The organism is Devosia sp. UYZn731 (assembly GCF_040546795.1).
Classification (GTDB): Bacteria; Pseudomonadota; Alphaproteobacteria; order Rhizobiales; family Devosiaceae; genus Devosia.
Genome location: NZ_JBEPOL010000003.1, coordinates 288,233 through 308,086, shown reverse-complemented (window position 1 = coordinate 308,086; position 19,854 = coordinate 288,233). Strand labels below are relative to the sequence as shown.

Sequence of the window (19,854 nt, the reverse complement as noted above, 5' to 3'; positions counted from 1 at the left end):
GCTCTGCTTAGGGGGTTACCGTGAGACTTACGATCAAGGCCAAACTCACCGCTGCGTTTGTAGTGGTTATCGTCCTCTCTGGAATCAGCATGTTCATCGCCCTGCAGAATCTGGGCGCATTGAACGACAGCTTCAGCGCTGCCACCGAGGGCAACGTCAAGCGCATCCAGCTCGCCTCCGAGCTGGAAGTCGCCACCTTGACGGTGGCCCGTGACGAAAAGAATTACATTCTCACCCAGGATGCCCCTGGGCTTGAAAAGTTGGCCGCTGAAATGGATGCCAAGATCGCGGAAATTGCCGCCGCGTCATCCCAGCTCAAAGACTTGTCGAGCCAACAAGGCAAGCCGCTGGTTGAGCAGTTCACGGCCGACTACAACGCCTATCTGGTCCAACACGCCGAAGTGCGTCGTCTCGGCAGCCTCAATCTGAACGCCGAGGCCTTTGCCTTGGCTTCAGGCAAAGCCGCCCAGGTGCGCGCGGCCTCGGTCACCGCTCTCGACAACATCGCCAAGCTGAACAACGAGCAATTGGCCGAAGCGGTCCAGGCTGCCGAGGACCTCTACAATACCAGCCGCCTTCTACTGCTCGCGCTGCTGGGCGGTTCGTCCATCCTCGCCATTGGCGCGGCCCTGTGGATCATCACCGGCATCAGCCGCGGCCTGGGCAAGATCAAGACCGCCATCGATGCCGTCGCCATCGGCGATCTCGACCAGAAGATCGAGATCAAGACCAATGACGAGATCAAGGACGTCGTCGATACCGTCAATACCATGACCGATAACCTGCGCGCCTCGGCCGCTATTGCCGACGCGATCGGCTATGGCGATCTGGCCAACAAGCCCAAGATCCTGTCCGACAAGGATACGCTGGGCAAGGCCATGGAGCGCATGGTGGATGGCCTGCGCGCCTCCGCCTCCATCGCTGAACAGATCGCCGCCGGCGACCTGACCGTCACCCCCAAGCCGCTATCCGATAAGGACACGCTGGGCCTGGCACTTCTGCAGATGGTCGAAAAACTGCGCGAAGTCATCGCCGATGCCATCGCCTCGGCCAACAACGTCTCGGCCGGCAGCCAGGAAATGTCGGCGACCGCCGAACAGCTGAGCCAGGGCGCCACCGAACAGGCATCGTCCACCGAAGAGGCCTCGGCCTCGATGGAGGAAATGGCCGCAACCATCAAGCAGTCGGCCGATAATGCCAGCCAGACCGAAAAAATCGCCCGCCAGTCCGCGGCCGATGCCCTGGCCAGCGGGCAAGCCGTGACCAACGCCGTGGCCGCCATGCAGACCATTGCCGAAAAGATCATGGTGGTGCAGGAAATCGCCCGCCAGACCGACCTACTCGCCCTCAATGCCGCCGTGGAAGCGGCCCGCGCCGGCGAACATGGTCGCGGCTTCGCGGTCGTGGCCTCCGAGGTTCGTAAGCTTGCCGAACGCAGCCAGGCCGCGGCGACCGAGATTTCCACCCTCTCCGGCACCACCGTCAAGGCGGCCCAGTCGGCTGGCGACATGCTCGCCAAGCTGGTCCCCGATATCCAGCGCACCGCCGAACTGGTTGAGGAAATCTCCGCCGCCAGCCGCGAACAGAATGCCGGCGCCGCCCAGATCAATACGGCGATCCAGCAGCTCGACAAGGTGACCCAGCAGAACACCAGCGCCGCCGAGGAAATGTCGGCAACCTCCGAAGAGCTGGCCACCCAGGCCGAGCAGTTGCAGTCGGCGATCAGCTACTTCCGCATCGATGAACGCCAGATCGCCAACAGAAATGAGGCGACCGGGCCTGCCCGCAAGTCCCTCACCAAGCCCAAGGCCGACATGCGTTCCGCCGTCATGGCTTCGGCGCCCCACATGTCCTCCAATCGCGGCTCCAGCAACACTGGCGGCAGCGGCGGGTTCGATCTGAGCCTCGACGACGCCCATGACGACCTCGACGGCGCCTTCAGCCGCCGCGGCGCGGCCTAGCCTGAACCCACCCTGATAGCGACGCCGCCGGCATGGTGCCGGCGGCACCACGGCCGCCCCATCTAATTCCCCCATGGATCACCCAATGACCACCGCCAGTGCCCGCCGTTCGAAATTCCGGAGCATCTCCGCCAAAATCCTGATCGTCCAATTGCTGTCGGCCTTTTCGATCGCGCTGATCGTCGGCGGCATGGGCTATTACGGCATGAGCCAGATGGCCGCGCAGATGACCTCGATGTATGACGATCGGGTCATACCACTGCAGCAGCTTAAAACCGTCTCGGACGCCTATTTCGCCGATATCGTGGGCACCGCCCATAAGGTCGCCGCCGGCTCGGTGAGCTGGTCAGACGGTCGCAATTTGCTCCAGACCGCCCGCGGCGATATCGACACCAACTGGAACGCCTATCTGGCTACCCAGATGACCGATGAGGAATTGATCCTGGTCGAGAAGGTCAAGACCGCCCTGGCTGGCTCCAATGCCACGATCGATAAGCTGAAGACTTTGCTGGACAGCCAGAACATGGCCGGCCTGCAGCAATTCGTCGCCACCGAGCTTTACGCCGCCACCGACCCGGTCGATGCCAGCGTCGATGCCCTGTCCTCGTACCAACTGGTCCAGGCCCAGGTGCTGCGCACCGACGGCGACGCCCTGTTTGGCTTCCTGACTTGGATGATCGTGGGGGCGGCCCTGCTGGTCACCGTGGTCGCCATCGTCATCGTACTGCTGGTCACCTCGGCCATCAAGCGCAACCTGGCCTCCGCCATCGCACTGGCCAACGCTGTCGCCGCCGGCGATCTCAGCGCCACCGCGACAGTGACCTCGGCCGACGAAGTGCGCGACCTGGTCGACGCCCTCAACGTCATGACGACCAACCTGCGCGGTACTGCCGAGGTCGCCGACATGATCGCCAACGGCGATCTGACCGTCGATCCCAAGCCGCTCTCGGACAAGGACACGCTCGGCATCTCGCTCAAGCGCATGGTCGAAAAGCTGCGCGAAGTCATCTCTGACGCCATCGCCTCGGCCAACAACGTCTCGGCCGGCAGCCAGGAAATGTCGGCGACCGCCGAACAGCTGAGCCAGGGCGCCACCGAGCAGGCATCGTCCACCGAAGAGGCCTCGGCCTCGATGGAAGAAATGACCGCCACCATCAAGCAGTCGGCCGATAACGCCAACCAGACCGAGAAGATCGCCCGCCAGTCCGCGGCCGATGCCATCGCCTCCGGTGAAGCGGTCAACAACGCCGTTGCAGCCATGCAGACCATCGCCGAAAAGATCATGGTGGTGCAGGAAATCGCCCGCCAGACCGATCTGCTTGCCCTCAACGCCGCGGTGGAAGCCGCCCGTGCCGGTGAACATGGCCGTGGCTTTGCGGTCGTCGCCTCGGAGGTTCGTAAACTAGCCGAACGCAGCCAGGCTGCCGCCGCCGAAATTTCGACCCTCTCCGGCACCACCGTCAAGGCGGCCCAATCGGCTGGCGCCATGCTCGCCAAGCTGGTGCCCGACATCCAGCGCACCGCCGAACTGGTGGAAGAAATCTCCGCTGGTAGCCGCGAGCAGAGTGCCGGTGCTTCCCAGATCAACACTGCCATCCAGCAGCTCGACAAGGTGACCCAGCAGAACACCAGCGCCGCCGAGGAAATGTCGGCAACGTCGGAAGAGCTGGCCTCCCAGGCCGAGCAGCTGCAGACGGCCATCTCCTACTTCCGCATCGATGGCAATCAGGTCAACCGCGCCAGGGCTCCCGCTCCAGCCGTGCGCAAGCCAGCCAAACCCAGCATGCGCGATGCCGTCATGGCCGGCGCCCCCCATATGAGCGCGCGCAAGCCGGCTGCGGCCGATAATGACGGCGGCGGTTTCAACCTGTCGCTCGATGACGCCCACGACGAACTCGACGGTGCTTTCTCGCGCCGCGGCGCAGCGTAAAGGCAGGACAAGATGGCAGAGAACCAGCAATACGTAACCCTCGGGGTCGCGGACGAAATCTTCGCCGCCCCCGTCGAAAAGGTACAGGAAATCCTGGACATGCGCCCGATCGCGCGCCTGCCCCAGGCCCCCGCCAACCTGCTCGGCATGATCGATGTCCGCGGCCAGGGTATTCCGGTGCTCGACCTGCGCCTGACGCTCGACATGGAGCCGCGCGAGGACACCGAGAACACCCGCATCGTGGTGCTGTCGATCGACGGCGCCGATGGCGAGCGGCGACTTGGCCTGCGCACCGACCGGGTGTTCGAGGTCACGATCCTCGACGAAAACGAGCTCGATCCGCCCCCCTCGATCAGCGGCGCCTGGAACGGGCGCTGCATCGCCGGCATCGGTCGTCGCAACGGCAAGTTCGTTACCGTGCTCGATCTCGACACTCTGCTGGGCGCTTCTGCGGCGCCCGTGACGCAGGCTGCCTGAACCCTTCCGGCACGTCGTCCCGCAGCAGCGGGCTTCGACGTGCCGCCACCGGCCGGAGTTTATTGTGTCCCTTCCCGCTCGTACCGCCGCCGCCATCCGCATCGACGACGAAGACGATCACCTCACCGCGCTCGACTACAAGCGCATCGCCACCCTGATTGTCGACGAGGTCGGCATCAAGCTGCCGCCCGCCAAGCGCCTGATGGTGGAAGGTCGCCTGCGCAAGCGTATCCGCACTCTGGGTCTCGATAGCTTCGACGCCTATTGCGCCTACCTGTTCAAGAAGGACGGCCTCACCGCGGAGCGCCCCTTCCTGATCAATGCGGTGACCACCAACAAGACCGATTTCTTCCGCGAGCCCGAGCATTTCGACTGCCTCGAACAGCGCATGGTGCCTGCGTTGCTGGAATTGCGGCGCGGCGAACGAGCGCCCATGCTCAAAATCTGGAGCGCCGCCAGCTCCACCGGCGCCGAGGCCTATACGCTGGCGATGGTGCTGGCCGACCTCGCCGGCCAGCGCGGTGACTTCCGCTTCTCCATCCTGGGCACCGACATCTCGACTGCCGTGCTGGACCAAGGCCAGCGCGCCGTCTATCCGGCCGAAATGATTACGCCCGTCCCCCAGGCCAAGCAATCGCGCTACCTGATGTTCGCCCGCAAGGCCGGTGTCCGCTCCGAAGTGCGCATTGTGCCCGAATTGCGGCGCCTCGTGCGCTTCGCCCGGCTCAACCTGATGGACAAGGCCTATCCCTTCGATAACGACGTCGACATCATCTTCTTGCGCAATGTGCTGATCTATTTCGAGAAGGTCGATCAGGAAGCCGTGATCCTCAAGTTGATCAAACATTTACGCCCCGGGGGGTATCTGGTCCTTGGTCATTCCGAATCCATGATCGGGACCAACATCACCATGCGCCAGGTCGCGCCCGCCGTTTTCCAGAAGCCGTGAGCGCGCCCATGCCCGAAGCCTCCCAGAGCGGCTCCCATCGCAAGATCCGCGTCCTCATCGTCGATGACAGCGCCTCCGTGCGCATGACCCTGAGCGAGATCATCGGCAGCGATCCCGACCTCGAGGTCATGGCCACCGCCGCCGATCCCTATGTGGCCGTCGAGCGCATCCGCCAGGAAGTGCCCGACGTCATGTTCCTCGATATCGAGCTGCCGCGCATGGACGGGCTGACGTTCCTGCGCAAGATCATGAGTCAGCGGCCCATCCCTGTCGTCATCTGCTCCTCGCTGGCCGAAGCCGGTTCGGACACGCTGATGCAGGCGCTTGAAGCCGGCGCCGTCGACGTCGTCACCAAGCCGCGCGTCGATACCGCCGAATTCCTCAAAGAATCCCGGATGCGCATCTGCGACGCCGCCAAGGCCGCAGCCCATGCGAAATTCCGTGGCGTGCACAAGCCGGCCCCCCGCCTCACCGTCGAGGCCAAGCTCAATGCCGACGCGATCATCCCGCCCCATTCCGAAGCTCGCGCCGCCTCCCAGCGCGCCAAGATGCCGGTGACGGAGCCGATCATCTGCATCGGCGCATCGACCGGCGGCACCGAAGCGCTACGCGAAGTGCTCGAAGCCCTGCCCGCCACCACGCCGGGCATCATCATCGTCCAGCACATGCCGGAAAAATTCACCAATGCCTTCGCGCGCCGCCTCAACGGCATCTGCGCCATGGAGATCAAGGAAGCCGAGGATGGCGACGTGGTGCAAGCCGGCCGCGTCCTCATCGCGCCGGGCAACCTGCACATGCTGCTGCACCGCGCCGGCTCCCGCTACACCGTCAATATCGTCGAGGGCCCCCACGTCTCGCGTCACCGCCCCTCGGTCGACGTGATGTTCCGCTCCGCCTCCCAGGCTGCTGGCAAGAACGCCATGGGCATCATCCTGACCGGCATGGGCGACGATGGCGCACGCGGCCTGCTCGAAATGCGCCAGGCCGGCAGCTACACGGTCGCCCAGGACGAAGAAAGCTCCGTCGTCTTCGGCATGCCCAAGGAAGCCATCCAGCGCGGCGCCGCCGCCAAGGTGGTGGCGCTCAACCGCGTCGCCAACGAAATCAACACCTATGTCCGCACCGCCTTAGGGGCAATCAAATGACGGCTCTCGCCCGCCAGACCCAAACTGCCCTGCCCACCGCCAGCGACCTGCGGGCGCTCGTGCCCGGCATTGTCGAGCCGCGCGAGCGCATCGAAACCACCTTCGTGGCGGTCGGCGATCGCCTGACCAAGGGCGCGGCCATGCTCAACCGCATCACCCGCATTTTCGAGGCCCTGCCGCAGAGCCTTGAGAGCCCAGAACTGCACGAGGCCTCGGCGCGCCTCGCCGCCATTGGCACCGAATCCCAGGCCATCGCCGCCGTCTTTGCCACCGAGCAGGCCGATCTGGCGCGTCTGGTCAGCGTTGTCGCCGCCGCCGATCATCCGATTTCCGACCTGCGCCGCACCGTCAAGATGATGGGCATCGTCGCCATCAACGCGCGCGTCGTTGCCGCCGGCATCGTCGGCGATGGCGATGACTTCGAGGTCTTCACCACCGATATCGCCAAGCTCAGCGAAAGCGCCAGCCGCACCATCCAGGAATTCTCCACCGTCTATCGACAATTGACCGACGAAGTGCGCCGCGCCGCCGAACAGCGCGCCCATTTCGAGGCTGCCCATGCCGATACCCTGAGTGGCCTCGCCGCCAGCATGGATGGCAGCCTTGAGGCCGTCACCCGCCAGCGCCAGGCCTCGGTCGATGGCAGCGCCGAAACCGGCCGTGTCTCGCGCCAGATCGGCGGCCGCATCGCCAGCGCCGTCATGGCCCTCCAGGTCGGCGACGCCACCCGCCAGCGTCTCGAACATGTCGAAACCGCGCTTGAAACCCTGGCCGACCTGTTTGACGGCAAGAGCGTCGCCGGCGCCGATCTGCCCGCCGAGGAGCACGACGCCGCCCTTGCCGCCATCACCGGCTTGCAGGCCGCCCAACTGGCCAGCGCTGCCGACGCCTTTACCGCCGACGTCGCCGACGCCGCCAATGCCTTGAGCGACCTGGCGACCGATGCTCGCACCATCATGGTGCGCAGCCGCGATATCTACGGCCACGGCAAGGCCGGCGCCCAATCCCCGCTTGCCGCCCTCAGCGACCAGCTCCGCCACGCCGCTGAGGTGCTGCGCGATTGCGAGACCGAGCGCGGCAAGCTCGAAATCGTCGCCGGCGCCGTGCAGGCCACGGTGCAATCCCTGCTCGGCCATGTCGAAGCCGTGCAGGAAATCGAGGCCAACATGCGCCTTGTCAGCCTCAACGCCGCCGTCAAATGCGCTCAGCTCGGGCCACGCGGCACCGCCCTCAACGTCATTGCCAGTCAATTGCGCGAATTGACCGGCGAAACCGTCGCTGCCGCCGAAACCGCCATGAGCGGCCTTCACGAAGCCGCCGGCCTCGCCCAGTCCTTCGGCGCCGCCGCCTCGGGTGACGCCGCCGGCCAGGTCGGCCAACTGGAGCAGGAAGCCACCGCCGCCCTCGGACTGCTCGAAACCGTCGATCAGACGCTGGCCGAAGCCCTTGGCGTGCTCAACCTTGATGGCCCCAAGGTCGTCAACCTGTTGGGCGAAGCCGCATCCAGCTTTGCCGACCAGTCCGCCATTTCCGAAGCCATGGCCGACATGCACGTCCTCATCGCCCAATATTCGGCCGACCACATCGATCCGCCGTCCGAAGCGCTGGCCGCAGTGCTGTCCGTCTTGCGCACCAAATACACCATGGACGCAGAACGCCGTATCCATGAACAACTCTTCGGCAAGGATCTCACCGCTCCACCGCCGGTTGTTGCCAGCGAGACCTCGGCCGAAGCGGACCTGGACGATCTGTTCTTTTAGCGCCGCGGCACGCTTGCCGGCCCTCTAGCCGCCGGCAATCGTCTTAGCCACCACGCCCTCGGGCTTCCGCGCCGGCTCCAATTGCTCGAACGTGCACTGGCGCGGCGCCTTGTCCGGGCGCCAGCGATGCAGCTTGGTGCCGTGGCGGAACCGGTTGCTCGTCGCATGGTCATACAGCACCTCCACCACCAGTTCATGGCGCAGGCTCTCCCACTGGGTGGAACGCTCTGTCGACCACCGGCTCGGCCCGCCCGGCGCGTCCCCGGTAAAACCCGGCGGTCCCTTGAGCGCTTCCAGCCGCTCGGTGATCTCCGGCTTCTCGGCCTCCGAAAGTCCTGAGGTAAACCCCACATGGTCGAGCAGCCCATTGTCGTTGAACAGTCCCAGCAGCAACGAGCCGACGAGTTTGCTGTCCGTGCCATAGCGAAACCCGCCCACCACGCAATCGGCCGAGCGAATCCGCTTGACCTTGAGCATGGCCCGCTCGCCGCTGAGATAGGTCCCATCCAGTCGCTTGGCGATAACGCCATCCAGCGCCCCGCCCACCTTTTCCAGCCATTTGACCGCCTGCTTGCGATCAAGCGTGAACGGCGACAGCCGTAGTCCCGGTGCCTTGGCCGCCCCCACAAATGCCTCCAGCGCCGCACGGCGCAATTCCAGGCTCGACCCAGTCAGGTCGCCCTCCGCATTGGCCAGCATATCGAAGGCAATGAACAGCGCCGGCGTCTCTGCCGCCAGCTTGCGCACCCGACTCTCGGCGGGATGCAACCGCATCTGCAACGCATCGAACGACAGCTCATCGCCAGTCTCGATTACCAGCTCACCATCGAGTACAAAGTGCCCGCCGGGCAGTTCAGCAATCATCGCCACCACTTCGGGGAAATACCGCCCTAGCGGCTTGCCCGATTTGGCGAACAGCGCCACCGCATCCCCGCTGCGCACTGCAATGCAGCGAAAACCATCCCACTTCGGTTCGAACTGCCAGCCCTCGTCCTCCGGCAGGTTTTCAACGCTCCTGGCTTCCATCGGCTCGATCGGCTGCGGCGCTGCGGTCTTGGTCATGTGCGGTCTCCACTCGCTCAACGACTGGCGCCACGCAATCGGTTCCCGACCAAGAAAAAAGCCCCGGTACGAGACCGGGGCTTGAAGTTTGTGCATGGGAGGAAGGAGGTCAGGCAATAAATAGGATCAGGCGGCCATAGCTTGCCTGACATTGCCGTCGCCGGCCTTGCCCTGCAGGAATTGCGGTGTCGATATCGGCGCCATCGCGGAGGAGGTGCGGCCGATGGTGGATACCGGCGCGGCCTCGGTCAGGCTGCCCACGCCGGCAGCAAGCAGCAAAGCCGTGATGGCTGAGGCTGAAAGGTGCATGGGAAACTCCTTTGGTTCGCGTCCAGAACATCCGAACTTGCGTTAACCATAAATGGTTCCAACTGACGCCCGCTTGAGCGCCCCGTTCATGTTCGATTCATCATAAATCGGCTGGACAGGCTTCATCGCCCCGCGCCATGGTCGCGCCAAATCAAATCGGAAGTTCTACCCATGACCATCGCCCCCGCCACGCTCGACGCAGTCCTTGCCCGCGTCGATGCCGATCTCGACAACAGCCTCGAGCGCCTCAAGACCCTGCTGCGCATCAAGTCGATCTCGACCGATCCGGCCTATGCGGACGAATGCCAGCGCGCCGCGCAGTTCCTGGTCGATGATCTGGTCGGCCAGGGCTTTACCGCCGCTGCTCGCCCCACGCCCGGCCATCCCGTCGTCGTCGCCCATGACACTGTCACCACCGGCCCGCATGTGCTGTTCTATGGCCACTATGACGTGCAACCCGTCGATCCGCTGAACCTGTGGCACACCGATCCATTCGAGCCGGTGATCAAGGACGATGCCAACGGCCGCAAGATCATCGTGGCGCGCGGCTCATCCGACGACAAAGGCCAGTTGATGACCTTCGTGGAAGCCTGCCGCGCCTGGAAACAAGTCAATGGCGCCCTGCCCGTCCGCGTCTCCCTGATGCTCGAAGGCGAGGAGGAAAGCGGTGGCAAGAACCTGCCCCCCTTCATGGCCGCCAATGCCGACGAATTGCGCGCCGATATCGCTCTCGTCTGCGACACCGACATGTGGGACCGTAAAACCCCCTCGATCACCACCATGCTGCGCGGCCTCGTCGGCGAGGAAATCGAAATCACCTGCGCCAGTAAGGACTTGCATTCGGGCATGTTCGGCAATGCCGCCCGCAATCCCAATCAGGTGCTGGCCGAAATCATCGCCAGCCTGCGCGCCCCCGATGGCAGCGTCACCCTGCCGGGTTTCTACGACGACGTCGCCGAAGTGCCCGACGCCGTCAAGGCGCAGTGGAAGGGCCTGGGCTTCGACGAAAAGGCCTTCCTCGCCGAAGCTGGCCTCTCCATCCCCGCCGGTGAAAGCGCCCGCTCGGTACTGGAGCAGACCTGGTCGCGTCCTACCTGCGAAATCAACGGAATGATCGGCGGCTATACGGGCGACGGCTTCAAGACCGTCATTCCCGCCAAAGCCAGCGCCAAGATTTCCTTCCGTCTCGTTTCCGGCATGGTGCCCGACAAAATCCGCGCCGCCTTCCGCAAGCATGTCGAGGACCGCATCCCCGCCGACTGCTCGGTGACCTTTAGGGAACATGGCGGTTCCCCCGCCATCACCGTCCCCTCGGACGGCGTCTATCTCAAGCAGGCTTTGGCCGGCCTCACCGGCGAATGGAACAAGGAAGCCGTCATCACCGGCTCGGGCGGCTCCATCCCCGTCGCGGGCGAGTTCAAGACGATCCTCGGCATGGATACGCTGCTCATCGGCTTCGCCCATGTGGACGACAGCATCCACAGCCCCAACGAGAAATACGACCTCGAAAGCTTCCACCGCGGCATCCGCTCCTGGGTGCGGGTGCTGGCGGCATTCGCCGCCTAAACAGCCGGCGGATCGGTCTGCAGGTAAATCGCCATGGTCACCACGATCATGGCGATCACAGCCGGCACGGTCTGGACGAACAGGATCGAGCGCTTGGCGGTAATCGCACCATAGATCCCCGCAATCGCCACGCAGCCAAGGAAGAACATCTGCAATTCCCAGGCGACCTGCCGATCCGGATGCAGCAGTCCCCAGACCAGCCCGACCGCCAGGAACCCATTATAAAGCCCCTGATTGGCCGCCAGCGTCTTGCTGGCCTCTGCCGATTCAAGCGTTTGCCCAAACGCCTTGAGCCCGCGCGGCGTAGTCCACAGGAACATCTCCAGCACCAGGATGTAAAAGTGCAGCAGCGCGATCAGCCCAACCAGGACTTGCCCGATGAAGCTCATTTGGTCTTGGTTTTCCCCGATGGGGCCGGCAGTGCCGAGGTCCCCGCGTCCCAAGCATCCTGCATCTTGCGCCAATCCTCATAGGCTGCGTCCTGATCCGGCAGCGCCTCGCGCGAGCCGCCATGGGCGACCAGGTCGTCAAGGATCGGCTGAACCTTGGGACCCTCGACGGCGCAGGTATCGGCCTCGTCGAGCGCCGCAAATGCCGGCGTCTCATAGGTGGCGACATATTCGTCTGTCGTCAGCTTCAGATTCTCATGAGACACAATATCGGCCGAGTCGGTCAGCAACGACCATTCCTCTTCGGTCGCCTCAAAGCCCGGGCAATTGGAAGACACGATATTGGCCAGCACCACCTGATGCAGGAAATCCTCGGCTTCCCGGCCCTGATAATCCGACAGGTCCGGCAATTGCACATAGATCTTGCCATCGGCCATTGCCGGGCCTGCCAGCATCAATCCAACGAGACCGGCGCCTATCAACTTCCGCATCAATGTCTTGCTCCTCAAAAATTGCTACTCAGTCTAGCACTGTCGATTGGGACCAAACCATGGCCCTTAGGCGGGCTGCCCGCCAATCGAACGCACCGCCTTGGCCCCCGCCTCGATGGCACGCGACAATGACTGCTCGACGCTCGCCCCATCCACATGCGCCGCCAGAAACCCCGCTGCGAACGCATCGCCCGCCCCGGTGGAATCCACCACCGTTACCACCGGCGCCTCCATGGTCAGCCTGATCCCGTGCGAACCGCCCAAAGCCGCGCCGAAGCGCCCGCGCTTGATCACCACATTGACGTAATGCGCACCCAACAGCCGCATCTGCACATCCAGTTCCACCGCCCCGCACAGCGTTTCCGCCTCGTCCTGATTGGCGAAAATCCAGTCCGCCCCCGCCGTCCATTCGATGAACCTGTCTGGCCCCACTTCGAGCAAAAACCCTTCCGACGCCGGATCGACGGCGACAGCCACCCCGCTCGTCTTGGCCCGCACCATGAAGTCGCGCACCGCCGCGCGCGGTCCCGGCGCGAACAGCGCATAACCTGAGACCACCACCATACCCAGCCCGTCGAGCAGACTCTCTGGCAGATCGTCGGCACACAGGTTCAGGTTCGCCCCGCGATCGGTCAGGAAGCTCCGCTCCCCATCCGGATCAACGATGGTCACCAGCACGCCCGATGGCAATTCCTTGTCGCCCGCGAGGAATGGCACCACGTCCAGCCCACGGAAATAATTCTCGTACATATGCAGCTCGTCGGCGCCGACCCGCGACACCAGCCCCACCTCGGCCCCCATGGCGCCCAGCCAAACGGCTTGATTGGCGCCCGAGCCGCCTGGCCGGCTGCGCACCTTGGCGCGCCGATCACTGCCCCGGACCAGCGGCCCTTCGGGCATGACGATAACATCGGTCATCACATCGCCGACGACCAGAACCTGTCGTTTCATGCGCGACGGATCGCAGGCTTGGGCTGGGCCCGCGCAGCCAGTGCAACCGCGATCTGCGCCGCGACCTTGGCGTTGTTTTCCACCAGCGCGATATTGGACTTGAGCGACCTGCCTTCGGTCAATTCGAAAATGCGGTTGAGTAGGAACGGCGTCAGCGCCTTGCGCGACACCCCTTCGGTTTCGGCCCCGCGAATGGCCTCGGCAATGCGCGCCTCGATGCTGGCCGCATCCAACGCATCGGCCTCGGGAATCGGATTGGCGATCAAGACGCCCCCCATGCCCAGCTCGATCTGCAGCGCCACCACCTTGGCGAGATCGGCGACATCATCGAACCGGTGATCCACCTTGTGCCCGCTGACCCGCGCCCAGAATGCCGGGAACTCGTCGGTGCCATAGCCCAGCACCGGCACGCCATTGGTCTCCAGCACTTCGAGCGTCTTGCCGATATCCAGGATCGACTTGGCACCCGCGCAGATCACCGCCACCGGCGTGCGGCTCAATTCCTCCAAGTCCGCCGAAATATCGAACGTGTCCTCGGCGCCGCGATGCACGCCGCCAATACCACCGGTGGCGAAAATGGCGATCCCCGCCAGCGCCGCGATCTGCATCGTGGTCGCCACCGTGGTGCCCGCCATACCGCCCTGCACCAGCAGCGCCGCAACATCGCGCCGCGATGCCTTGGCGGCCTTGCCGCCCTCCAGCGCCAGCCGCTCCAGATCATCACCCGAAACGCCCACTGCGAAGCGCCCGTCCATGATGGCGATCGTCGCCGGCACGGCGCCATGCTTGCGCACCACCGCCTCGACGTTCTTGGCCATTTCCAGGTTCTGCGGATAGGGCATGCCATGGGTGATGATGGTGGATTCCAGCGCCACCACCGGCTTGCCGGCCGCAAGAGCGGCCTTCACTTCATTGCTGATCGAGAGATACGCTTTGGCGCTCATGTTCGCGCTCCGTCACTAGGGTCAAACGGCCGCCTGCTGCGGCCCTGTTGCCCCGGTTTTGCGCTTGCGCCGCGCCGCGCGTCAACCCCTGCAAAATCTTGCCACGCAATCTCTTGTGGCCCCGCAATTTTGGCTCTAGCTTGCCCCCATATTCCTCGCGCCAAGGGTTACTTCGCTGAAGACGATCATCATTGATTTCGCCTTGTTGGCGGATCGATACGCGCCCGGCCCCGGGCCCATGACCAGCGACTGTCCCGATGCCCGCCGGCATCCCCTTGGTGCAACCCTATCGGTTTTTTCAGTTCTTCTCGGCCCGCAAAGATAAGCGCGTCCGGCTTCGCCAATTGCCGCGCGTCAGAACGCGGCACCGCCAAAAATCGACCCTCACAGGAGTTCAATCCAGATGAACAAATCGCTCGTCCTCGCCCTTGGCGCCCTGATGGTCGCGGCCCCCGCCGTGGCCCAGGAAGAAGCCGTGCTCAACGTCTATAACTGGTCCGACTATATTGCCGAGGACACCATCGCCAATTTTGAGGCGGAGACCGGCATCAAGGTCAATTACGACGTCTACGACAATAACGAGATCGTCGATGCCAAGCTCCTGGCTGGCTCCTCGGGCTATGACGTCGTCGTGCCCTCGGGCAATTTCCTCGAACGCCAGATCAAGGCCGACCTGATCCTGCCGCTCGACAAATCCAAGCTCCCCAACCTGGTCAATCTCGACCCGGCCGTGATGGCGACGGCGTCCAAGCAGGACCCCGACAATGCCCACGCCGTGCCCTACATGATCAACACCATCGGCTATGGCTACAATGTCGCCAAGGTCAAGGAAGCGCTGGGCGACGCTGCCCCGGTCGATAGCTGGGACCTGATCTTCAAGCCTGAAAATGCCGAAAAGCTCGCCTCCTGCGGCATCAGCCTGCTCGACAGCCCGTCCGAAGTCGTCGGCATCGCGCTGAACTATCTGGGCCTCGATCCCAATTCGGAGAACGAGGACGATCTCGCCAAGGCCGAGGCGCTGCTGACCTCGATCAAGCCCTATATCCGCTACTACAGCTCGAGCCAGTATATCGACGACCTGGGCAATGGCGAAACCTGCGTGGCGCTGGGCTATTCGGGCGACGTGTTCCAGGCCGTCGACGCCGCCGCCAAGGCCGCCACGCCAGCCGAAGTCAAATACGTCATCCCCAAGGAAGGCGCCGCGACCCTGTTCGACTTCCTCGCCATCCCCGCCGATGCACCGCACCCCGACAATGCGATGAAGTTCATCAACTACATCCTTGAGCCCAAGGTCGTCGCCGCGATCACCAATTACGTATTCTACGCCAACCCGAATTTGAAGGCGACCGAGTTCGTGGACGACGCCGTCAAGAACAATCCCGGCATCTATCCGCCGGCCGAAACCATCGCCAAGGCCTTCGTGCTGGGTGCCCACAGCCCCGATTTCGAAGAAACCCTGACCCGCACCTGGACCCGCATCAAGACGGGGCAGTAGGGCCGAGTTCGGCGCGCCCTGATCTGCCTCCCTCCCCCTTGTGGGGAGGGAATGAGGGTGGGGGTCGCCGGACGTTCAAACGGGCATCCTGCTCGGGATCGCTCCACAGCACCCCCACCCTAACCCTCCCCACAAGGGGGAGGGAACTGATTGTGGCTCTCCACCTGATGCGCCTGCCTGGGAACCTGTAATGGCCAAGAAACCTCAGATCGCTGCTGACACCCGCCCCTGGCGCGATCCTGCCGCAAAACCCTTCGTGCGCATCAGCAACGTCACCAAGAAATTCGGTGACGTGTATGCCGTCGCGGATGTCTCTCTCGACATCTACAAGGGCGAACTGTTCTGCCTGCTGGGCGGCTCGGGCTCGGGTAAATCCACCCTGCTGCGCATGCTGGCGGGCTTTGAGGAGCCCACCTCCGGCAGAATAGAAATCGACGGCCAGGACATGACCGGCGTCGCGCCCTACAATCGCCCCGTCAACATGATGTTCCAGTCCTATGCGCTGTTCCCGCACATGAATGTGGAGCAGAACATCGCCTATGGGCTCAAGCGCGACCACCTGCCCAAGGCCGAAATCGCCGACCGCGTGGCTGAACTCCTGTCCCTCGTCAAGCTGCAGGACTACGGCAAGCGCCGCCCCGACCAGCTTTCGGGGGGCCAACGCCAGCGCGTCGCTCTCGCCCGCTCGCTCGCCAAGCGACCAAAACTGCTGCTGCTCGACGAACCCCTCGGCGCGCTCGACAAGAAGCTACGCGAGGAAACCCAGTTCGAATTGGTCAAAATCCAGGAAACGCTGGGCGTCACTTTCATCGTCGTCACCCACGACCAGGAAGAGGCCATGAGCCTCGCCACCCGTATCGGCGTGATGAACTACGGCGAAATCGCCATGATCGGCGAGCCCACCGATATCTACGAATTCCCCAATTCCAAGTTCGTCGCCGGATTCATCGGCTCGGTCAACATGGTCGAGGGCGTCGTCACCGAGGACGAGGCCGATCACGTGCGCATCCGATCGGCCGAGCTGGGCTGCGATATCTTCGTCGGCCACGGCGTCGATTGCGCTCCCGACCAGATCCTCTGGTGGGCCATCCGCCCCGAAAAGATCGCCCTCAGCCGCGAACGCCCCGAAGGCGACGCCAATGTCACCAAGGGTCTGGTCGAAGACATCGGCTATCTGGGCGACATGAGCGTCTATCAGATCCTGCTCGACAGCGGCAAACGCCTGCGCGTCACCCAGACCAACACCGTCCGCGGCAATCCCGACGCCATCACCTGGGACGAGCCCGTCTACTGCACCTGGGACGACAATGCCGGCTCGGTGCTGACGGTATGAGCGGGCTTGTGGGCATCGGCTTTCTTCACCTCGCCCTGGGGGGAGAGGTCGGCGCGCAGCGCCCGGTGAGGGGGCCTTCCCCAAACACCCAGCGCCGCAAAGGCCCCCTCACCCGACCCAAGCGGGTCGACCTCTCCCCCGAAGGGAGAGGTGAGCCATGAGCTCCTTCGACATCGATCACCCCGCTCCACGCCGTCGCCGTCCCTGGACCGTCGTCGAGCGCGCCTTCGCTGCCGTGGGCCTCTCCGGCCGCGCTCTCGTCATCGCCGCGCCCGCCGCCTGGCTGACGCTTTTGTTCCTGATCCCCCTCGCCGTGGTCTTCGGCATATCGCTGGCCACCAAGCAGTTCGGCAAGCCGCCCTATTCCGATCTGCTGACCACCGAAGACGGCACCGTGCAGCTTACCCTGCACCTGTCCAATTACGTCCGCCTGTTCACCGACAGCCTCTATGTCGCGGCCTATCTCAACTCGATCAAGATCGCCTTCATCTCGACCATCTTCGCGCTGCTGATCGGCTTTCCGATGGCCTATTTCATCGCTCGCTCCTCCGATCGCTGGCGCAACATCCTTCTTATGCTGGTCATCTTGCCGTTCTGGACCTCGTTCCTGCTGCGCGTCTATGCGCTGACCGGCTTCATGCGCGGCAATGGCGTCATCAACCAATTCCTGGAATTCATCGGCTTCCAGCACGTCATCAACGGCTTCAACACAGTCATGGTCTGGTCGGGCTTGCAGATGCCCTCGCTGCCCTTCGTGATGATGCAGACCGATTTCGCCGTCTATGTGGGCATCGTCTACACCTACCTCCCCTTCATGATCCTGCCGCTGTTCACAAATCTGGTGAAGCTCGATGGCGCCCTGCTCGAAGCCTCCGCCGATCTGGGCGGTCGCCCGATGCGAACTTTCTTTTCCATCACCCTGCCGCTCTCCATGCCCGGCGTCATTGCCGGCTCGATGTTGGTCTTCATTCCCGCCATCGGCGAATTCGTCATACCCTCGCTGCTTGGCGGGCCCGAAACCCTGATGATCGGCCGTGTGCTCTGGGACGAGTTCTTCACCAATACCAATTGGCCGCGCGCCGCCGCCGTGGCTATTGCCATGCTGGTGGTCGTCGTGGTGCCCATCATGCTGCTGCAAAAGGCGCAGGACGCCGTGCAAGACACCGCGAGGACCAAATAATGCGCCGCGGCTGGTTCCTGCCCACAATGGCCATCCTGGGCTTCGTCTTCCTCTATGCGCCCATCATTTCGCTGGTCGTGTTCTCGTTCAACGAAAGCCGCCTCGTCACCGTCTGGTCGGGCTTCTCCACCAAATGGTATGGCGAGCTGTTCGCCGATCCGCAAATGCTGGGCGCCGCCTGGCTGAGCCTGCGCATCGCCGCCGTCTCGGCCACCATCGCGCTGGTGCTGGGCACGCTCTGCGCCATCGCCCTCGTCCGGTTCCGCCGCTTCCGCGGCCGCACCGCCCTCTCCGGCATGGTTTCGGCCCCGCTGGTCATGCCTGACGTCATCACCGGCCTGTCGCTGTTGCTGCTGTTCGTGGGCATGGAGAGCATTTTCGGCTGGCCCGCCGGCCGCGGCATGCTCACCATCATCCTGGCGCATTCGACCTTCTGCATGGCCTATGTCTGCGTCGTGGTGCAGTCGCGCCTCGCCGACTTCGACATGAGCCTCGAGGAAGCCGCCATGGATCTCGGCGCCACTCCGGCCCGCGTCTTCTTCGACATTACCCTGCCCATCATCGCTCCGGCGCTGGTGTCGGGCTGGCTGCTGGGCTTCACCCTCTCGCTCGACGATCTGGTGATCGCCAGCTTCGTAAGCGGCCCCGGCTCGTCCACCCTACCCATGGTGATCTTCAGCAAGGTCAAGCTCGGCGTCTCGCCCGACGTCAATGCGCTCGCCACCATCATCATCGGCTTCGTCGCCCTCGGCGTCTTCGCCGCCACCATCTTTCAGCTCCGCTCGCGCCCCAAAAAGGCGCGCGCCTGAACTGAGTCGTTCACGCTACACCGCCGATCACGTAAAATCTAATCAGCGTTTGTTCATATTTAGTTCGCGTTCCGTTCATAAATGGACCTATTTACAGGTCGGAAAAACGGGCGCATGCTTTCCTCATGTTCAACCAACGTGAAGGAGGTGATCCAATGGCTTATGAGATTACGGCGCTCGAAGAGGGTCTTGGATATAATGTGTTCGTGTCGGGGGTAAGCCTCGGCTAGAACACACTTCCTTCAGACGAGAGATCGTCAGGCACTTGAGGCCGAATACTCATGGAAGGGTCGCAGCAATGCGGCCCTTTTCTTTTGCCTAGACTGGAAGGTCTTCCAGACGCAGCGAATCCGCCAGGGTTGTACTGTCGAGCACTGCGCGCGTCGCCAGCGTCACCCGCTCGAACACATGCCGGATTTCGCAAGAGCTTTCCTCCCGGCAATCCTCGCATTTGCGATAGGCAATTTTGGACAAACAGGGCAGCGGCGCGATCGGCCCATCGATCAACCGCAGCACCTCGCCGAAGCGAATTTCCTCGGGCGCCTTGAGCAACTCATAGCCCCCGGTCCGCCCACGCCGGCTCGCCACAAACCCAGCCCGCTTGAGTTCCAAGAGGATCTGTTCGAGGAATTTTTTGGGGATCGCCTGCTCGCGCGCGATGTCGCCGATCATCATCGTGGCGCCACGCTGGGCCCGCGCCAGTGACACCAGCGCGCGCAGAGCATATTTGGCCTTCTGCGAAATCATCGAAGCTCAGTGACTTTCAAATCTTGGGTTCTGGCACGACAGGCGGCACTTTAGGCTCTTCCGGCTCGCTTGGCTCCGACCCAGGCTCGGCGTCAACCGAAACCACCGGGCTACCCTCGGAGACTTCATCCTCAGCTTCGATTTCTGCCTCAGCCTCAGCCGCGATTTCGGCCTGCACCTCGCTCACCGGCTCGGCCGGAGCCACAGCCACGATTTCGGCAGGGGCCGCATCGGCAATCCCAGGCGCCGCCGGCACGATCACCGGGCTGCCTTCATAAATCTCGTCTTCCGCCGCCTCTTCTTCAGGCGTCTCGTCGGCAGGCAAGGCGGGCTCGGCAATCTCTTGCGGCGTCTCG

The 19,854-nt window shown here is 63.6% G+C and carries 18 protein-coding genes; 11 read left to right on the top strand and 7 right to left on the bottom strand.

Features of this window, described 5'->3' with window-relative positions; genetic code table 11:
* Nucleotides 1-20: 20 nt before the first annotated feature.
* From ABIB57_RS09405 to ABIB57_RS09380, 6 genes are all read left to right on the top strand, one after another.
* Nucleotides 21-1,961 (top strand): methyl-accepting chemotaxis protein, encoded by a 1,941-nt coding sequence (locus ABIB57_RS09405; RefSeq protein ID WP_354040247.1) that lies wholly within the window; start codon nucleotides 21-23, stop codon nucleotides 1,959-1,961.
* An 85-nt stretch (nucleotides 1,962-2,046) separates the two neighbouring features.
* Entirely contained in the window at nucleotides 2,047-3,891 is a 1,845-nt protein-coding gene (locus tag ABIB57_RS09400; protein ID WP_354040246.1) for a methyl-accepting chemotaxis protein, read from the top strand.
* Nucleotides 3,892-3,903: 12 nt separating this feature from the next.
* Nucleotides 3,904-4,368, top strand: coding sequence for a chemotaxis protein CheW (locus ABIB57_RS09395; RefSeq protein ID WP_299747742.1), 465 nt, complete (start codon nucleotides 3,904-3,906; stop codon nucleotides 4,366-4,368).
* Nucleotides 4,369-4,429: 61 nt separating this feature from the next.
* Nucleotides 4,430-5,317, top strand: coding sequence for a CheR family methyltransferase (locus ABIB57_RS09390; RefSeq protein WP_502914371.1), 888 nt, complete (start codon nucleotides 4,430-4,432; stop codon nucleotides 5,315-5,317).
* An 8-nt stretch (nucleotides 5,318-5,325) separates the two neighbouring features.
* Complete coding sequence (locus tag ABIB57_RS09385) at nucleotides 5,326-6,462, top strand: protein-glutamate methylesterase/protein-glutamine glutaminase (RefSeq protein WP_354040242.1); 1,137 nt, start codon at nucleotides 5,326-5,328, stop codon at nucleotides 6,460-6,462.
* Nucleotides 6,459-8,222 carry a hypothetical protein gene (locus tag ABIB57_RS09380; protein ID WP_354040241.1) on the top strand — a complete coding sequence of 588 codons (1,764 nt, stop codon included), beginning with the start codon at nucleotides 6,459-6,461 and terminating at the stop codon, nucleotides 8,220-8,222. The genes ABIB57_RS09385 and ABIB57_RS09380 overlap by 4 nt, the downstream gene beginning before the upstream one ends.
* 24 nt (nucleotides 8,223-8,246) lie before the next feature.
* Here ABIB57_RS09380 and ABIB57_RS09375 read toward each other — a convergent pair whose 3' ends face one another.
* A complete protein-coding gene (locus ABIB57_RS09375; protein WP_354040239.1) occupies nucleotides 8,247-9,284 on the bottom strand; it encodes an ATP-dependent DNA ligase in 1,038 nt (345 codons plus the stop codon).
* A gap of 126 nt (nucleotides 9,285-9,410) precedes the next feature.
* Nucleotides 9,411-9,593, bottom strand: a complete 183-nt coding sequence (locus tag ABIB57_RS09370) for a hypothetical protein (protein WP_354040237.1) — start codon at nucleotides 9,591-9,593, stop codon at nucleotides 9,411-9,413.
* A gap of 171 nt (nucleotides 9,594-9,764) precedes the next feature.
* Between ABIB57_RS09370 and ABIB57_RS09365 the strand changes: the two genes are divergently transcribed.
* Complete coding sequence (locus tag ABIB57_RS09365) at nucleotides 9,765-11,159, top strand: M20/M25/M40 family metallo-hydrolase (protein ID WP_354040236.1); 1,395 nt, start codon at nucleotides 9,765-9,767, stop codon at nucleotides 11,157-11,159.
* Here ABIB57_RS09365 and ABIB57_RS09360 read toward each other — a convergent pair.
* The 4 genes from ABIB57_RS09360 to ABIB57_RS09345 form a co-directional block, all read right to left on the bottom strand.
* Complete coding sequence (locus ABIB57_RS09360; RefSeq protein ID WP_354040234.1) at nucleotides 11,156-11,548, bottom strand: DUF1304 domain-containing protein; 393 nt, start codon at nucleotides 11,546-11,548, stop codon at nucleotides 11,156-11,158. The two genes, ABIB57_RS09365 and ABIB57_RS09360, sit on opposite strands and share 4 nt — an antisense overlap.
* A complete protein-coding gene (locus tag ABIB57_RS09355) occupies nucleotides 11,545-12,039 on the bottom strand; it encodes a hypothetical protein (RefSeq protein ID WP_354040232.1) in 495 nt (164 codons plus the stop codon). The genes ABIB57_RS09360 and ABIB57_RS09355 overlap by 4 nt, the downstream gene beginning before the upstream one ends.
* 66 nt (nucleotides 12,040-12,105) lie before the next feature.
* A complete protein-coding gene (locus ABIB57_RS09350) occupies nucleotides 12,106-12,990 on the bottom strand; it encodes a carbohydrate kinase family protein (RefSeq protein ID WP_354040230.1) in 885 nt (294 codons plus the stop codon).
* Nucleotides 12,987-13,934: a pseudouridine-5'-phosphate glycosidase gene (locus ABIB57_RS09345; RefSeq protein WP_354040228.1), complete on the bottom strand. Its 948-nt coding sequence runs from the start codon at nucleotides 13,932-13,934 to the stop codon at nucleotides 12,987-12,989. Before ABIB57_RS09345 ends, ABIB57_RS09350 begins: the two co-directional genes overlap by 4 nt.
* A gap of 403 nt (nucleotides 13,935-14,337) precedes the next feature.
* Between ABIB57_RS09345 and ABIB57_RS09340 the strand changes: the two genes are divergently transcribed.
* From ABIB57_RS09340 to ABIB57_RS09325, 4 genes are all read left to right on the top strand, one after another.
* Nucleotides 14,338-15,429, top strand: coding sequence for a polyamine ABC transporter substrate-binding protein (locus ABIB57_RS09340; RefSeq protein ID WP_354040226.1), 1,092 nt, complete (start codon nucleotides 14,338-14,340; stop codon nucleotides 15,427-15,429).
* A 190-nt stretch (nucleotides 15,430-15,619) separates the two neighbouring features.
* Nucleotides 15,620-16,762, top strand: a complete 1,143-nt coding sequence (locus ABIB57_RS09335) for an ABC transporter ATP-binding protein (protein ID WP_354040224.1) — start codon at nucleotides 15,620-15,622, stop codon at nucleotides 16,760-16,762.
* Between the two features lie 157 nt (nucleotides 16,763-16,919).
* On the top strand, nucleotides 16,920-17,942 hold the full coding sequence (locus ABIB57_RS09330; RefSeq protein WP_354040223.1) for an ABC transporter permease subunit: 1,023 nt from the start codon (nucleotides 16,920-16,922) through the stop codon (nucleotides 17,940-17,942).
* Nucleotides 17,942-18,751: an ABC transporter permease subunit gene (locus tag ABIB57_RS09325; protein WP_354040222.1), complete on the top strand. Its 810-nt coding sequence runs from the start codon at nucleotides 17,942-17,944 to the stop codon at nucleotides 18,749-18,751. Before ABIB57_RS09330 ends, ABIB57_RS09325 begins: the two co-directional genes overlap by 1 nt.
* Before the next feature lie 318 nt (nucleotides 18,752-19,069).
* Here ABIB57_RS09325 and ABIB57_RS09320 read toward each other — a convergent pair whose 3' ends face one another.
* Nucleotides 19,070-19,498 carry an RrF2 family transcriptional regulator gene (locus ABIB57_RS09320; protein ID WP_299730540.1) on the bottom strand — a complete coding sequence of 143 codons (429 nt, stop codon included), beginning with the start codon at nucleotides 19,496-19,498 and terminating at the stop codon, nucleotides 19,070-19,072.
* Nucleotides 19,499-19,854 lie beyond the last annotated feature (356 nt).

Coding starts and splice junctions, on each gene's coding strand:
- ABIB57_RS09400 (WP_354040246.1), top strand. CDS start 2,047: ATGACCACCGCCAGTGCCCGCCGTTCGAAATTCCGGAGCATCTCCGCC.
- ABIB57_RS09395 (WP_299747742.1), top strand. CDS start 3,904: ATGGCAGAGAACCAGCAATACGTAACCCTCGGGGTCGCGGACGAAATC.
- ABIB57_RS09385 (WP_354040242.1), top strand. CDS start 5,326: ATGCCCGAAGCCTCCCAGAGCGGCTCCCATCGCAAGATCCGCGTCCTC.
- ABIB57_RS09380 (WP_354040241.1), top strand. CDS start 6,459: ATGACGGCTCTCGCCCGCCAGACCCAAACTGCCCTGCCCACCGCCAGC.
- ABIB57_RS09375 (WP_354040239.1), bottom strand. CDS start 9,284: ATGACCAAGACCGCAGCGCCGCAGCCGATCGAGCCGATGGAAGCCAGG.
- ABIB57_RS09370 (WP_354040237.1), bottom strand. CDS start 9,593: ATGCACCTTTCAGCCTCAGCCATCACGGCTTTGCTGCTTGCTGCCGGC.
- ABIB57_RS09365 (WP_354040236.1), top strand. CDS start 9,765: ATGACCATCGCCCCCGCCACGCTCGACGCAGTCCTTGCCCGCGTCGAT.
- ABIB57_RS09360 (WP_354040234.1), bottom strand. CDS start 11,548: ATGAGCTTCATCGGGCAAGTCCTGGTTGGGCTGATCGCGCTGCTGCAC.
- ABIB57_RS09355 (WP_354040232.1), bottom strand. CDS start 12,039: ATGCGGAAGTTGATAGGCGCCGGTCTCGTTGGATTGATGCTGGCAGGC.
- ABIB57_RS09350 (WP_354040230.1), bottom strand. CDS start 12,990: ATGAAACGACAGGTTCTGGTCGTCGGCGATGTGATGACCGATGTTATC.
- ABIB57_RS09345 (WP_354040228.1), bottom strand. CDS start 13,934: ATGAGCGCCAAAGCGTATCTCTCGATCAGCAATGAAGTGAAGGCCGCT.
- ABIB57_RS09340 (WP_354040226.1), top strand. CDS start 14,338: ATGAACAAATCGCTCGTCCTCGCCCTTGGCGCCCTGATGGTCGCGGCC.
- ABIB57_RS09335 (WP_354040224.1), top strand. CDS start 15,620: ATGGCCAAGAAACCTCAGATCGCTGCTGACACCCGCCCCTGGCGCGAT.
- ABIB57_RS09330 (WP_354040223.1), top strand. CDS start 16,920: ATGAGCTCCTTCGACATCGATCACCCCGCTCCACGCCGTCGCCGTCCC.
- ABIB57_RS09325 (WP_354040222.1), top strand. CDS start 17,942: ATGCGCCGCGGCTGGTTCCTGCCCACAATGGCCATCCTGGGCTTCGTC.
- ABIB57_RS09320 (WP_299730540.1), bottom strand. CDS start 19,498: ATGATTTCGCAGAAGGCCAAATATGCTCTGCGCGCGCTGGTGTCACTG.